Source organism: Streptomyces sp. JLBJ103 (assembly GCF_058215575.1).
Genome location: NZ_CM177089.1, coordinates 739,673 through 756,587, shown reverse-complemented (window position 1 = coordinate 756,587; position 16,915 = coordinate 739,673). Strand labels below are relative to the sequence as shown.

The window sequence follows — 16,915 nt, the reverse complement described above, 5'->3', positions numbered from 1 at the left end:
GGCGGCGGCGAGGGCACCGAGCACATGGGTCAGCTGGGCCGCCAGCCGCTCCGCGGTGATCTCGTCGAACAGCCGTGGATCCCAGCCGAGTTCCACCGCCAGTTCGGTACCGGGGGAGACGACCACGGTGAGCGCGTAGTTGGTGCTCTCCAGCGCATGGAGGTCGCGCACCGCCAGACCGTGTTCCGCGGCCGCGGAGCTGTTGATCGGGTAGTTCTCGAACACCACCAGGCTCTCGAAGAGATTGCTCCCGCCCGGCACCCCGCTCCAGCCCTGGATCCGGGAGAGCGGCACATGGCCGAAGCCGCGCGCCTCCGCCTGCCGGGTCTGGAGCGTCCGCAGCCAGGCCGCGGTGGCCGCCCCGCCGTCCACCTCGGTGCGCACCGGCAGGGTATTGATGAAGATGCCGGTGATGCTGTCGGCGCCGGGCAGCTCGGTGGGCCGCCCGGAGACGGTGGCCCCGAAGCACACGTCCGTCTCACCGCTCCAGCGTGACACCAGCAGCGCCCAGGCCCCCTGGACCACGGTGTTGAGGGTGAGCCGGTGGCGCCGGGCGAAGTCCTGGAGCGCCGCGGTCTCCGGCTCGCCGAGCCGCCGCGAGAGCCAGCGCGAGGAGCGGGTCGGGGTGTGCGGCGTGGCCTTGCGGTCGTAGGGCAGCGGAGTGGCCGCTTCGAACCCCGCCATCGCCGTGCGCCAGTGCTCCTCGGCCCGGGAGCGGTCCTGGCGGCCGAGCCAGGCCACATAGTCCGCGAACGGCCTGCGGGACGGCAGTTGCGGTGTCTTTCCCCCGGCCAGCGCGGCGTGTGCGGCGAAGACGTCCGACAGCACCTGGAAGACACTCCACCCGTCGAGCAGCACATGGTGGAACGTCCACAGCACCCGCACCTCGGTGGGGGAGAGCCGGGCCAGGGCGACCCGCAGCAGGGGCGCCGCGGTGAGGTCGAGACCCCGGGCGCGGTCCTCCTCCAGCAGCCGGTCCAGGGCGGCGGCGCGACCGTCCTCGTCCAGCCCGCTCCAGTCGTGTTCCTCGATCGGCACGGCCGCGGCGGGCCGCACGATCTGGAGCGGTTCGGGCACCCCGCGCACCACCACCTCGCTGCGCAGCACCGGGGTGCGGTCGACGACATGCTGCCAGGCGGCGGCGAGTACGGCGGTGTCCCGGACCCCGTCCAGTACGAAGGTCGCCTGCTCCACATAGAGCCCCTGGCCCTGCTGGGCAAGGCCGTGGAAGACCAGCCCGGACTGGGTCGGGGTCAGCGGATAGAGGTCCGCCACGTTCCGTCCGTCGCCCGCCAGCCGGTCCACGGCCTCCTGGTCCAGGGCGGCCAGCGGGAAGTCCGACGGCGTCCGGCCCCCCGCGCCCGGCGCGGCGCACAGCGCGACGATCGCCCGCAGCTCCTGGGCCATCTCCTCGGCGAGCCGGAGCACGGTGGCGCGCCGGTGCAGACCGCGCGCGTACGACCAGGCCAGCTCCAGCTCGCCGCCCGCCACCCGGCCGACCACATCGATCAGATGCGGCCGGGGCGCGTCCGCGCTCATCCCGCCGTCCAGAGCGTCGCGCAGCGTGTGCAGCAGTCCGCTGTCCTGGCCCGCCCCGGGGAGCGTTCCGTCCTGCTGCCCCAGGTAGTTGAAGCTGATCCGCGGCGGCGCGGCCGGGAGGTCCGGCGCCGCGCCGGGCAGCAGATGGCGCAGCGCGCCGTAGCCGAGACCGCCCCGCGGCACCGCCCGCAGCCGCTCCTTGACGGCCTTGAGCGTCTCCGCGAGACCGCTTGCCGGGGAACCCTCCAGCGCGATGGGGAACATACTGGTGAACCAGCCGACGGTACGGGAGAGATCGACCCCTTCGAAGATCTCCTCGCGGCCGTGCGCCTCCAGGTCCACCAGCACCCGGTCCCGGCCGGTCCAGCGGCCGAGCACCCGCCCCAGCGCACACAGCAGCACATCGTTGATCCGGGTCCGGTAGGCACCGGGTACGTCCTGGAGCAGGGCGCGGGTGGTGCCGGTGTCCAGCCGGACGGTCACGGACTCCTCGAAGGCCACGGTGTTGGGCCCCTCACTGTCCGTGGGCAGCTCGGCGCAGCCGTCCAGTGCCGCCCAGTGGTCCTGTTCGGCGGCGAAGCCCCCCGCCGCGGCATGGTCGCGCAGCCGCAGCGACCACTCCCGGAACGACGTGGTCTTCGGGCCGAGTTCGGCCGTACGGCCCTTGGCCAGCGCGCGGTAGGCGGTGTCCAGGTCCTCTAGCAGAATGCGCCAGGAGACGGCGTCCACCACCAGGTGGTGGGCGGTGAGCAGCAGGACGGGGCGCTGCCCCTCGCCCCGGGTGAACAGGGCGGCCCGCAGCAACGGCCCCCGGGCCAGGTCGAATCCGGCCTCGATCCGGGCCGCGGCCTCCCGCAGCGCCGCCTCCCGCCGCGCGGGCGCGTGGCCGGACAGATCGACCACCTCGAGCGCCGGCTCCTCCCCGGGCGGGGCGCTGTGCTGCCGCCACGGGCCGTCCCCGGTGCGCTCGAACCGCATCCGCAGGGCGTCGTGGTGGTCCATCAGGACCGCCAGCGCCGCGCCCAGCGCGGTGATGTCCACCGGTCCGGTCAGCTCGGCGGAGAGCGACTGGGTGAAGTGCCAGGGGCTCTCCGGCAGGCTCTCGAACAGCCAGTGCTGGATCGGGGTGAGCGGCACCTCGCCCAGGACCGGCCCCTGTTCAGCGGTGGCCGCCGAGGACACCGCGCCCTCCGCGGCGGCGGCCAGGGCCGACACGGTCTGGTGGACGAAGAGATGACGTGGTGTCAGCTCGATCCCGGCGCGGCGGGCCGAGGAGACGATCTGGATGCTCAGGATGGAATCGCCGCCGAGGGCGAAGTAGTTGTCCTCGACGCCGACCGACTCCACCCCCAGGACCTCGGCCCAGATCCCGGCTAGCGCCTTCTCGGTCTCCGTACGCGGTGCGACCCGGTTCGCCGTGGGGGCGGCCCAGTCCGGCGCGGGCAGCGCCCGCCGGTCGAGTTTGCCGCTCGTCCCCAGCGGCAGCCGCTCCAGGGGGACCACGGCCGCCGGGATCATGTGATCGGGCAGACTGCGGGCGAGGAACGACCGCAGCGCGGCCGGATCCACCGACGCCCCCGGGGCCGGGACCACATACCCGGCCAGCCGCTTGTGGCCCGCGGTGTCCACCACGGCCGCCGCGGCCCCGGCCACGTCCGGATGGCGTGCCAGCGCGGCCTCTACCTCGCCCAGCTCGATCCGGAAACCCCGCACCTTGACCTGGTCGTCGGTCCTGCCCAGGTACTCCAGCTGCCCGTCGGCGTCCCAGCGCACCAGATCCCCGGTGCGGTACATCCGGCCACCCGCGGGCCCGAAGGGGTCGGCGGTGAACCGGTCCGCGGTCAGCCCCGGACGCCCCGCGTACCCCCGGGCCAGTCCGGCCCCGGCGAGGTACAGCTCCCCGGGCACCCCGACCGGCACCGGGCGCAGCCGGGCGTCCAGGACGTACGCCCGGGTGGCGGCGACCGGGGACCCGATGGGCGGGGTCCGGCCGGGGTCCGCCGGGTCGCAGGTCCACGCGGTGGCGTAGACGGTGGCCTCGGTGGGGCCGTAGATGTTCGCCACCCGGCAGCCCGGGATCGCCGCGCGCACCTCCTGGACCGTGCGGGCGGCCAGCCCCTCACCCGCCAGCACCACGGTGTCCGCGGTGACCGACACCGCGCCCTTGCCGAGCACTTGCCCCAGCGCGGACGGCACCGCGCTGAGCAGACTGGCCGACCACGGTCCGGTCCGCTCGGCCAGGGTGAGCAGATCGCGGACGATCTCCAGCGAGCCACCGGCCAGCAGCGGGCACAGGATCTCGAAGACCGACACATCGAAGTTGAGCGAGGTGGCGGCCACCACATGGGCCAGCCCCTCCGCGCCGAACTCCGCCTCGGCCCACGCCGCGAGCGCCGCCACACTCGCGTGGGTGACCACCACACCCTTGGGGGTGCCGGTCGAGCCCGAGGTGTGGATGACATAGGCGGGATGGCCGGGGTTCAGCGGGTGGCGCCGTTCGGCGTCGGTGATGTCGCGGGTGACCTCCCTGGCCAGCCGCTCGGCGAACTCCGCTTCGTCCAAGGCGAGATGGGCCGCCTTCCCGGCCGGGATGCGCACCCCTGTCTCCGCGGTGGTCAGCACGATGTCCGGGGCGATGTCCTCGAGCATGAACGCGATGCGCTCCGCCGGATACGCCGGGTCCACCGGCAGATATCCGGCCCCCGACTTCAGCACCGCCAGCAGTGCCACCACCAGATCCGGGGTGCGCGGCAGCGCGAGCGCCACAAACCGTTCGGGGCCCGCGCCCGAGGCGATCAGCAGCCGGGCCAGCCGGTTGGCGCGCTCGTTCACCTCCCGGTAGCTGAGCGATCCGTGCTCTCCCCGTACCGCCACCGCGTCCGGGGTCCGGGCCGCCCGCGCCTGGAACAGCTCCGGCAGCACCACCCGCGACGCAGGGGCCACCGGCCCGCTGAACTCCTCCAGGATCCGCCGGGTCTCCACCGCGCCCGCCGGCGGCAGCTCCGCCACCCGGCGGGCCGGATCGGCGGCCATCTCCTCCAGCAGCCCGCGCAAGCAGGCGCCCAGCCGCTCGACGGTCGGCGCGTCGAACGCGGCCGGGTCGTAGTCCAGCGAGATCGACAGCCGCTCCTCGGGCGCCACCACCACGCTCAGTGCGTAGTTCGTCGGTTCGAGATCCCGCTCCTGCCGGATACCCAGACCGTGTGCCGCGATGGCCTCGCTGTCGAAGGGGTAGTTCTCGAACACCACGATGCTGTCGAAGAGGTTCATCCCCCCGGGCACCTCGCTCCAGCTCCGCAACTGCGCCAGGGACACGAAGTCGAAGCGCCGGGACTCCGACTGGGCCGCCTGGAGCTCCCGCAGCCAGACCGGCAGCGGTGTGCCGCCGTCCACCCGCACCCGGGTGGGCACCGTGTTGATGAACACCCCGACCATCGACTCCACACCCGCGAGCGACGCCGGACGCCCGGAGACCGTGGTGCCGAACACCACGTCGTCCGTACCGCTGTAGCGCGCCAGCAGCAGTGCCCACGCTCCCTGCACCACCGTGTTCATGGTCAGCCCGGCGCGCTGGGCCGTGGTCCGCAGCCGGGCCGACTCCTCGGCCCCCAGGGTGACCTTGTGGGTACCCGAGGACGCCGTGCGGTGCGCCTCCACCGCGGGCCGGTCACGGGGCAGTTCGGTCGGCGAGGTGAAGCCCGCCAGCGCCCCGCGCCAGAACCGCTCGGCCTCCGCGGTGTCCTGCTCGGCCAGCCAGCCCAGATAGCCGCGGAAGGGGCGGCGGGACGGCACCGCCGCGGCGCGCCCGGTGGTGAGTGCCGTATAGCGCTCGCAGATCTCGTCGAACACCTGCGCCGCGCTCCAGCCGTCCAGCAGGCAGTGGTGGAACGTCCAGAGCAGCCGGACCTCGTCCGCCGACAGCCGGATCAGGGCCAGCCGCATCAGCGGCGCGGTGCCCAGGTCGATGCCCTCGGCCCGGTCCTCGGCGAGCAGCCGGTCCAGTTCGGCGTCCCGCCACCGCTCCGGCCGCCCGGTCCAGTCATGGTGGACGATCCGTATCGCGGCCCGCCGCCGGACGACCTGGAGCGGTTCGGGGGTGTCCGCCCACACCAGATGGGTGCGCAGGATCGGATTGGCGTCCGCGGTCCGCTGCCACGCGGTGGCCAGCGCCTCCGGGTCGCCCACCCCGGTCATCGTCAGCTGCACCTGGTTGACGTAGGCGTCCGAGGCCGGGTCCACGAGATGGTGGAACAGCATGCCCGCCTGCATGGGGGTCAGCGGATAGATGTCCGTCACCTCGCGGCCGTCCCCGGCGATCCGGTCCACCGCGGCCTGGTCCAGCCGGGCCAGCGGGAAGTCCGACGGGGTACGGCCCCCGGCACCGGGCTCGGCGCAGTGGCCGGCGATCTCCTCCAGGGCCCGCACCATCTCCCGGGCCAGCCGGGTCACCGTCTCCTCGGTGTGCGTGGCCGTGCCGTAGTACCAGGTGAGTTCCAGGCACCGGTGCTCCACCCGGCCCACCACGTCCAGCAGATGGGCCCGTGCCGACTCCGGCGCGGCGTCACCGCCCAGTCCGCCCCGCACACCGCGCACCAGCGACGCGGTGTCCGGTGCGGTGTCCGCACCGGGGGCCGACCAGTCGAACCGGCCCAGGTAGTTGAAGCTGATCCGGGGCTCCGGGGCGGTCCGCAGCGCCGCGGCCCCCGGGTGGTCCGCTGGGGCGAGATGACGCAGCGCCCCGTAGCCGATGCCCCGCGCGGGGACGGCCCGCAGCCGCTCCTTGACGGACTTCAGCGTCTCGCCCCAGCCGCCCGCCGGAAGGTCCAGGGCCACCGGGAACATGGTGGTGAACCAGCCGACGGTACGCGACAGATCCACCCCGTCGAGCAGATGCTCCTCCCGGCCGTGGCCCTCCAGGTCCACGGTGACCCGGCGGCGTCCGGTCCAGTCGGCCAGCACCCGGCCCAGCGCCGCGAGCAGGACGTCGTCGACCCGGGTGCGGTAGACCCCCGGCACCCGCTGGAGCAGCGCGGTGGTCAGCTCGCGGTCCAGCCGTACGGTGACCGACTCCATGGCCGCCACGGTGTTCTCCCCGGCGCCGTCCACCGGCAGCCCGGTGTCACACTGCGCCGCCACCGCGGTCCAGTGGGGCAGTTCGGCGTCGAAGCCGCCCGCGGCGGTGTGTTCGGCCAGCCGCCGGGACCAGTCCCGCAGCGAGGTGGTCCGCGCTCCCAGCACGATCGGCTCGCCCCGGAGCGCCTGGCGGTAGGCGGTGTCCAGGTCCTCCAGCAGCACCCGCCAGGACACTCCGTCCACCACCAGGTGATGCACGGTCAGGAAGAGCGCCGGTGGCTCCCCTGGTGCTCCGCGCAGCAGCCGCGCGGCCAGCAACGGCCCGCGCTCCAGGGTGAATCCGGCGTTCGCCTCGGCCATGGCCGCGTCCCTAGCGGCCCGCCGCTCCGCCGCGTCCCGACCCGACAGATCCACCTCCCGCAGCGGCACCGGGTCCTCCGGGTCCGGCGGCGGGCAGTACTGCCGTACGGCGTCGTCCGCCCCCCGCTCGTAGCGCATCCGCAGCGCGTCGTGGTGGACCAGCAGCGCGGCCAGCGCCGCACGCAGTGCGGGGAGGTCAAGATCCGGGCCGAGTTCGGCCAGTACGGACTGGTTGAAGTGGCCGGGCCGGGTGGTGTGGGTGGTGAAGAACCAGCGCTGGATCGGGGTGAGCGGCAACTCCCCGGAGACCGGGCCGGTGTCGCCCGCGGGACGGGCGTCGGTCCGCGCCACGGTGGCCAGCGACGCGATGGTGGGGTGCCGGAACAGCTCCCGGGGCGTCAGCGTCAGCCCGGCCTGGCGGGCGCGGGAGGCCACCTGGATGCTGAGGATCGAATCCCCGCCCAGCATGAAGAAGTTGTCCTCGACCCCGATCCGGTCCCGGCCCAGCAGCGCGCCCCAGATCTCCGCGAGCGCCCGCTCGGCGTCGGTGCGGGGTGCCACGTGTCCGGTGCCGGTCGCCGCCGTCCAGTCCGGTGCGGGCAGCCGTCGGCGGTCCACCTTGCCGTTGGCGGTGAGCGGCAGTTCGTCCAGGGCCGTGAACACCGCGGGCACCATGTAGTCGGGCAGTGTGGCGCCGAGGAGGGAGCGCAGCTCCTCGGCCCCGGGCAGGGCGCCGCCGCGCACCGGGACCACGTAGCCGGTCAGCAGGGTGCGCTCCCCGTCCCGGGCGAGGGTCACCACCGCCTCCGCCACGGCCTCGTGGCGGACGAGCGCGGCCTCGATCTCCCCCGGTTCGATCCGGAAACCCCGGATCTTCAGCTGGTCGTCGGCCCGGCCCACGAAGGTGAGTTCACCGTCGTCGGTCCAGGCCACGATGTCCCCGGTGCGGTACATCCGGGACCCGGGCGGTCCGAACGGATCGGCCACATACCGCTCGGCCGTGGCACCCGGACGGTTCCGGTAGCCGCGCGCGAGACCCGCGCCCGCGATGTACAACTCTCCCGGGATACCCGGTGGTTGGGGCTGGAGAGCGGCGTCCAGGACATGGGCCCGGGTGTTGTCCATGGGCCGTCCGATGGGCAGCGCGCGCGGCAGTTCCTCCCCGGCGCGGAAAGCCCGCCGGGTGGCGAAGGTGGTGGTCTCGGTGGGCCCGTAGCCGTCGACGACCGTCAGCCCCGGGCAGGCGTCCAGCACCCGGCGCACCGCCGCCGCGGGCACCACGTCACCGCCGGTCCACACCTCCCGTGCGCCGCGCAGACACTCCGGCGTGTCCTGCGCGAGCAGCCGGAACAGTCCGGCGGTCAGCCACAGACACCCCACCCCGTGGGTGTCGATCGCCCGGCGCACGGTGTCCGCGTCCACGTCCCCCTCGGGCGCGAGGACGGCGGTGCCGCCGCGCAGCAGCGGCACCCACACCTCGTAGGTGGAGGCGTCGAACGCCTGCGGGGAGTGCACCAGCACCCGGTCGTGCCCGGCGAAGGCGCGGTCGGCGGCGAGCATGGCCACATCGCGGTGGCGCACCGCGACCCCCTTGGGCCGCCCGGTGGAGCCGGAGGTGAACATCACATACGCGGTGGAGTCGGGGAAGACCGCCACCCGCGGCGGATCACCGGGACCGCTCCCGTCCTCGCCGGGCGCCACCACCACGGTCCGCCCGCCGTGCGGTACGTCCGCGGCGGTGCGCTCCCAGGCCCGGTCGGTCAGCAGGACGTCCGCCGACGCCTCGGCCAGCACCGTGCGCAGCCGGTCCCCGGGCGCCCGTACGTCCAGCGGGACATACACCCCGCCCGCCTTGACGATGGCGAGCTGCGCCACGAGCAGCTCCGCCGAACGGTCCATCAGCACCGCCACCGGGTGCTCGGGCCGGACACCGAGCCCGATCAGCCGGTGGGCCAGCCGGTTGGCGCGGATGTCCAGCTCCCGGTAGCTCACCGGGCCGCACGCGCCGTCCAGCGCGATGGCGTCCGGGGCCTTGTGGACCTGCGCGGCGAACAGTTCGGGCAGGGTGCTCATCGCCACCGGCGCGGCGGTGTCGTTCCACCGGTCGAGCACCCGGCGGCGCTCGGGGGTGAGCATCGGCAGCCGGGCCGGTGCCCGGTCCGGGCTCTCCGCCATGGTGGCGAGCAGCACCGACAGATACTCCGCCATCCGTTCCACGGTGGCCGCGTCGAACAGCGCCGGGTCGTAGCCGAGCCGCAGGGTCAGCTCCTCGCCCGGGTAGACCACCAGGCTCAGCGGGTAGTTGGTGGTCTCGATCCCGTCGAGCTCCCGCAGTGCCAGTCCGTGTGCGGCGGCGAGGTCACCGCCCACGGGATAGTTCTCGAACACCACGATGCTGTCGAAGAGGTTGACCCGCTCGGCGAGCCCGGTCCACGACCGCAGCCGGGGCAGGGGGACGAAGTCGAACCGCCGGTCCTCGGTCTGCGCCGACTGCACCTCCCGCAGCCAGCTCAGCAGGGTGGAGCCGGACGGCACCCGCACCCGGGTCGGCAGGGTGGCGATGAACAGCCCGTTCATGTCCGGCGCGCCGGGGAGTTCGGCAGGGCGCCCGGACACCGTCGTACCGAACACCACGTCCGGGCGGCCGGTCTGCCGGGACAGCAGTAGCGCCCACGCCCCCTGGAGGAGGGTGTTCACCGTCAGCCCCTCGTCCCGGGCCAGCTCCGCAAGACGGCGGGAGGTGTCGGCGGGCACGGTCACCCGCACCGCCTCGGTGGACTCGGCGTGATGGGTCTCGGTGGGCTCCCGGTCGTAGGGCAGCGCGGTGGGCTCCGTGAGCCCCGCGAGCCGGACCCGCCAGTGTTCCTCGGCCCGCGCCCCGTCGCGCTCCCGCAGCCAGGCCACATAGTCGCGGAACGGACGGCGGCTGGGCAGCCCGTCGGCCAGGGCGGCGCCGGTCGCGCCCTCGCGTGCCCGCGCATGGCAGTGGAAGACGTCCGACAGCACCTGGAACAGGCTCCAGCCGTCCAGGATCAGATGGTCGAAGGTCCACACCACCTGGACCTCGGTGGCCGACAGCCGGGCGAGCGCCAGCCGGCTCAGCGGCGCGGTGCCCGGGTCCAGACCGCGTTCCCGGTCCTCGGCGAGGAACCGCCGCAAGTGCTCCCGGCGTTCGTCCTCGGCCAGTCCCCGCCAGTCGAGGTGGGTGACGGGCAGCCGCACCGCGCGCTCCACCACCTGGAGCGGTTCGGCCACCCCGTCCCACACCGCGCGGGTGCGCAAGCCCGGCGTACGGTCGGCCACCCGCTGCCAGGCGGCGGCCAGCGCCTCCGGGTCGGGCACCCCGTCGAGCACAAAGGCCAACTGCTGGAAGTAGACGCGCCGGTCGTCCTGGGACAGCCGGTGGAACAGCATGCCCGCCTGGGTGGGGGTGAGCGGGTAGATGTCCTCCACCGCGGCGCCGTCGCCCGCCAGCCGGTCCACGGTGGCCTGGTCGAGTGTGGCGAGCGGGAAGTCGGACGGGGTACGGCCCCCGGCGCCGGGCGCGCTGCCGTACCGGGCGATCTCCACCAGCGCCCGGCGGAACTCCTCCGCCAGGCGGGCCACGGTCTCCTCGTGGTGCAGCTGGGCCGAGTAGAACCAGGTGAACTCCAGGGTCCGCCTCTCGACCCGGCCGACCACCTCCAGCGGATGCGGCCGCGGGCTCTCGGGGTCGGCGTCCAGGGAGAGTTCGCGGTGGGTGTCCCGGAACAGCCCGTCGCCCTCACCCGGCAGTGCGAACTGGCCCAGGTAGTTGAAGCTGATCCCCGCCGTGGGGCCGTCCGGGAAGCCCTCGGGGCGGAGCAGATGGCGCCGCACCCCGTAGCCCAGACCGCGCCGCGGCACCGCCCGCAGCTGCTCCTTGACGGACTTGAGCACCACGCCCCAGTCGCCGTCGGGCAGCTCGAGCGCCACCGGGAAACGGGTGGTGAACCACCCGGCCGTACGGGACAGATCCACGTCCTCGAAGAGCTCCTCGCGGCCGTGTCCCTCCAGGTCCACCGGGACCCGGGCCCGTCCGGTCCACCTGGTCAGCACCCCCGCCAGCGCGCTCAGCAGCACATCGTTGACCTGCGTCCGGTACACCTCGGGCAGCGTCTGGAGCAGGGCGGCGGTCTCGTCCTCGCCGAGCCGGACGGTGACCGAGCGCGCCGAGGCGTAGGTGTTGGCCCCCTGGCGGTCCGTCGGCAGCGCCGGATCGCACCCGGCGGCCACCTCGGTCCAGTACGCCGTCTCGTCGTCGAACCCTCCGGCCTCCGCGTGCCGGGTCAGCCGCAGCGCCCAGTGGCGCAGCGAGGACGACTTCGCGGGCAGCCGGACCGGGCCGCCCCCGGCCAGGGCGCGGTAGGCGGTGTCCAGGTCCTCCAGCAGGACGCGCCAGGAGACACCGTCCACCACGGCGTGGTGCACGGTGAGGTGCAGCACCGGACGCCGTCCGTCGCCGCCCTCCTCGAACACCGCGCGCAGCGGCGGTTCCGCCGCCAGATCGAAGCCGCCGAGATGGGCGGCGCCGTCGCCGGTGGCATGGCGCAGCACCTCCATGGAGCCGACACCGTCGATCCACTGGTCGCGGCCGGGCCCGCCGCCGTGCAGCGGGAAGCGGGAGCGCAGCGCGTCATGGTGGGCCAACAGCTCCGCCAGGGCACCGCGCAGCGCCTCCTCGTCCACGTCCTCGGCCAGGACCATGGACACCGTCTGGTTGAAGTGCCCGGCCCGCTCCGGGTCGTGCTCGAACAGCCACCGCTGAATGGGCGTCAGGGGCAGTTCCCCGGTGGCCTCCTGGTCCCCGGACACCACCGGCCGCTCGGCCGGGGCGGAGGTGTCCAGATGCAGGGCCAGCGCCGCGATCGTCTGATGGCGGTAGACATCGCGCGAGGTGAGCGGAAGTCCGGCCTGCCGCGCCTGGGACACCAGCTGGATGCTGAGGATCGAATCGCCGCCGAGGGAGAAGAAGTTGTCCTCCACCCCGACCCGCTCCATCCGCAGGATCCCCGCCCACACCGCCGCGAGGGTCCGCTCGGTGGCGGTGCGCGGTGCCACATAGCCATGGGCCGCGGTGGCGCTCCAGTCCGGGTCGGGCAGCCGGTTCCGGTCCAGCTTGCCGTTGGGGTTGAGCGGCATCCGGTCCAGCACCAGGACGGTGGCGGGCACCATGTAGTCGGGCAGTGCGCGCCGCAGGAACCGGCGCAGCCCGGCCGGATCCGGGGAGACCCCCGGCGCCGCCACCACATAGGCGATCAGCCGCTTGAGGTCGCCGGACTCCTTGGCGACGGCCGCGGCCCCGGCCACCTCGGGGTGGCGCAGCAGCGCCGTCTCCACCTCGCCCAGCTCGATCCGGAAACCGCGGATCTTGACCTGGTCGTCCGCTCTGCCCATGTACTCCAGCCGGCCGTCGCCGTTCCACCGCACCAGATCACCGGTGCGGTACATCCGGCCGCCGGGCGTGCCGAAGGGGTCCGCCACAAAGCGCCGGGCGGTCAGCGCGGGCCGGTTGAGATAGCCGCGGGCCAGCCCCTGGCCACCGAGGTACAGCTCCCCGGTCACCCCGGGAGGCACCAGTCGCAGGGTGGGGTCCAGGACGTAGGCGCGGGTGGCGGCCACCGGACGTCCGATCGGCGGGGCCTGCTCGGGCGCCGCGCCGTCGCAGAACCACGCGGTGGCGTACACCGTGGCCTCGGTCGGCCCGTACAGATTCGCGATCCGGCACGACGGCATGGCCGCGCGGACGTCCCGTACGGTCTTGGCGGACAGCGCCTCGCCCGCCAGCACCACCGTTCCGGCCTGCAACGCCACCGTGTCCCCGGCCAGGATCCGGTCGAACACCGAGGGCACCGCGCTGATCAGCCCGGGGGTGCGCGGCCGCTCCCGCGGATCGAGCAGCGCGGGCAGCTCCCGGACCACCTCGACACTGCCCCCGGCCAGCAGCGGGCACAGGAGCTCGAACACCGACACATCGAAGTTGAGCGAGGTGGCGGCCACCACATCGGTCAGCCGGCTCCGCCCCAACTCCGCCTCGGCCCAGGCCGCGAGAGCCGCCACACTGCGGTGGGTGACCACCACGCCCTTGGGCCTGCCGGTCGATCCGGAGGTGTAGATGACATACGCGGGGTGGGCCGGGTCCAGCGGCATGGTCCGCTCGGCGTCGGTGATGTCGCCGTCCGCGCGCGAGGCCAGATCGGAGCGGACCGCGGTGTCGTCCAGGACCAGGATCTCCGCGCCCGGGGGCAGACATCCGGCCGTCTCACCGGTGGTCAGCACCACCGCGGGCGTAGCGTCACCCAGCATCAGCGCGATGCGCCGGGCCGGATAGCCCGGGTCCAGCGGCAGATAGCCCGCGCCCGCCTTGAGCACCGCCAGCACCACCACGACCAGGTCGGCGGTGCGCGGCAGCGCCAGCGCCACCAGGCGCTCCGGGCCGATACCACGGTCGATCAGCAGCCGGGCCAGCCGGTTGGCACGTCGGTTCAGCTCGCCGTAGGACAGCCGGACATCCCCGTGGGCCACCGCGGGAGCCGAGGGGCGGCCGGCCGCCTGTGCCTCGAACAGCGCGGGCAGCGTGGTGTCCGGGGCCGGGCGCCCCGGCCCGTTCCAGGAGTCGAGCATCGTATGCCACTCGGCGTCGGTGAGCATCTGGAGTTCGATCAGGGGGGTTTCGGGAGCCGTCGCCATGCCCGTCAGCAGCCGGTGCAGATGGGTGGCCATCCGCTCCATCGTCCCGGCGTCGAACAGATCGGAGTTGTACTCCACCGTCAGACCCAGCGAACCGCTCTCCCGCGGCAGGAACTCCAGCACCAGGTCGAACCGCGCGGCGGGCCGCGGCAGGGCGTGCTCGGTGATCCGCAGCTCCCCGGCCTCCCGGGTCGGCACCATCGCGCTCTGCTGGACGACCAGCGCCTGCACCAGCGGATTGCGGCTGGGATCGCGCTGCGGGGCCAGCTCCTCCACCACACGCTCGAACGGCAGCTCGTCATGGCCGAACGCGTCCAGCACCGTTTCACGCATGGTGTCGAGGAACTGCCCGACCGTGGTGTCCCCGTCCACCTCGGAGCGCAGCACCAGGGTGTTGACGAAGAACCCGGCGACGGACTCCAGTTCGCTGCGGTTCCGTCCGTTGGTGACGGTGCCGAAGGAGATGTCCCGCTGCCCCGAATAGCGCGCGAACAGCACCGACACCGCCGCCGCCAGCAGGGTGAACAGGGTGGTGCCGCGCTCCCGGCCCAATCGGGCGAGATCCGCCACCAGATCGGCGGGCAGCTCATGACGGTGGACCGCGCCCGCGGTGGTGCGCACCGGCGGCCGGGGCCGGTCGGTGGGCAGCTCCAGTGTCTGCATCCCGGCGAGCTTGGTCCGCCAGTACTTCAGATCCGTCTCCTGCCGCGGCGGAGCCGGACGGCTCCGCTCCCACACGGCGTAGTCCGGGTACTGGAGGGGCAGCGGCGGCAGTCCGGCGTCCGTGCCCGCCACCCGCGCCCCGTAGAGCGCGGCCAGTTCACGCACCAGCACACCGACGGACCAGCCGTCGGTGACGATGTGGTGCTGGGCGAGCAGCAGGATGTGCTCGTCGTCGGCGAGCCGGATCAGCAGCGCCCGGGTCAGCGGCCCCCGCTCCAGGTCGTAGCTGCGGCTCAACTCCTCGGTCAGAGCTGCGTCGACGGCCCCGGCCCGCTCGGCGGCGGGCAGCCCGCTCAGATCGGTGCGCTCCAGAGGTACGGTGCCCCGCTCGGCCACCCGCTGCACCCCGTGGCCGTCCACGGTGGCGAAGGTGGTGCGCAGCGCGTCATGGCGGGCGGCCAGTCCGTCCAGCGCGCGGCGCAGCGCCTCGGCGTCCAGCGGGCCGCTCAGCCGCAGCCCGGCCCCGGTGTTGTACTCGGTCCCGCCGGAGGTCAGATCGTCCAGGAACCACAGCCGCCGCTGGGCCGCGGACAGTGGCAGCGGGCGGTCGCGCGGCGCGGGCGGGATCGGCGGATCCACGGCCACGGGCTCGGCGGGCAGCGCCCGCGCCAGCCGTGCCACGGTCCCGGCGTCCAGGAGTTCACGGAGCGTCAGTTCAGCCCCCAGCTCCGCCCGCACCCGGGACAGCAGCCGGATCCCCAGGACCGAGTCGCCGCCGAGCCCGAGGAAGTCGTCCTCGACGCCCACGGTGTCCACCGGCATTACCTCGGCCCAGATCCGGGCCAGGGCGGCTTCGGCCGGGGTGCGCGGAGCGATGTGGCGGGCGTCCCCGTCGGGGGCGGAGCGCGGCGCGGGCAGCGCCGCGCGGTCGATCTTCCGGTGCGGGGTGAGGGGCAAGGCGTCCAGCACGACATAGGCGGACGGCACCATGTGCGCGGGCAGCACCCGGCTCACCGCGGCCCGCAGTCCGGCGGCCCCCGGCGGTGTCCCGCCACCGGCGGGCACCACGTACGCCACCAGCCGCCGCAGCCCCGGCTCGTCCTCCCGCACGGTGACAACGGCGGCCCCGACCTCCGGATGGCGGGCGAGCGCGGCCTCCACCTCGCCCAGCTCGATACGGAACCCCCGCACCTTGACCTGGTGATCGGTGCGGCCGAGGAACTCCAGCTCCCCGTCGGCCGTCCAGCGCGCCAGATCGCCGGTGCGGTACATCCGGCCGCCCGGTGGACCGAAGGGGGCGGCGACAAAGCGCTCCGCCGTGAGCCCCGGCCGGTCCAGATAGCCGCGGGCCACCCCCGCGCCGCTGATGTACAGCTCACCGGTGGTGCCGACCGGCACCTGCCGCATCGCCCCGTCCAGTACGTACACCCGGGTGTTGGGCAGCGGACGGCCGATCGGCGGGGTGCCGGAGCCCGCGCGCAGCGCACCGGTCCAGGTGGCCACGACGGTGGCCTCCGTCGGACCGTAGGAGTTGACCAGCCGCCGGTCCGGCGCCCACAGATCCACCAGACCGGCCGGGCACGCCTCGGCGCCCACGATCAGTGTGCGCAGGTCCTCCAGCCCCCGGCGGGCCTCCTCGGCGGGCACCGTCGCCAGCGCCGCCGGGGGGATCAGGGCGTGGGTCACCGCGTGGTCCCGCAGTACGGCGGACAACTCGGCGCCCAGCAGCGGCCCTTCCGGAGGCACCACCAGCGCGGCGCCCGCGAGCAGCGAGGAGCACAGCTCCAGCACCGAGGCGTCGAAACTGGGCGAGGAGAACTGCAACCACCGGTCGCCCGGCCGTACGGCGTAGTGTTCGGCGGCCGCGGCCGAGAAGTTTCCCAGGCCGCCGTGGGCCACCATCACCCCCTTGGGGACACCGGTGGACCCCGAGGTGTAGATGACGTATGCCGGATGCTCCGGCAGCAGCGGGGCGAGCCGGTCCGTGTCACCGGGGGCACGGCCGGGGCCGGTCACGGTGCGGATATCCGCCGGATCGTCCAGCACCACGACGGGCCGGGCGTCGGCCAGCATCATGGCCCGGCGCTCCTCGGGGTGGGCCGGGTCCACCGGGAGGAAGGCACCTCCGGCTTTTGCCACCGCCAGCTCCGCCACCACCAGTTCGGCCGAGCGCGGCAGTACCAGGGCCACGACGCGCTCCGGTCCCACCCCACGCCCGATCAGCCGGTGCGCCAGCCGGTTGGCCCACTCCTCGACCTCGCCGAAGGACCACGTCCGGTCCTGCGCCACCAGCGCCGGAGCGTCCGGAGTGCGCGCCGCCCACACGGCGAACAGCGCGTCCAGCGGGGCGTGGGAAGCGTCACGGCCGGTGGCGTTCCACTCCGCCGGAGGCAGGCCCGGTGCCACCTGGGGTGCGGCAGCCGTACGGGCGGTCGGCTGGCCGGATGACATCTCATGGCGGTCGTTCATGGTGGGTCGGCCCTTCGGAGCGGGTGTTCGGGCGGGGACAGGGGGACGGTGCGCCGCGTGGCCTGACGGTGAGCGTGGGGGAGTCCGCCGCGGTGGGGAGGTC

2 pseudogenes are annotated in these 16,915 nt (G+C 74.1%); both read right to left on the bottom strand.

Annotation, left to right across the window (positions count from 1 at the left end):
• Positions 1–7,629 (bottom strand): annotated as a pseudogene (locus AC4BEG_RS03170) (amino acid adenylation domain-containing protein); the annotation flags it as partial.
• Positions 7,630–7,632: 3 nt separating this feature from the next.
• Positions 7,633–16,794: pseudogene (locus AC4BEG_RS03165) on the bottom strand (amino acid adenylation domain-containing protein); the annotation flags it as partial.
• Positions 16,795–16,915: the final 121 nt, after the last annotated feature.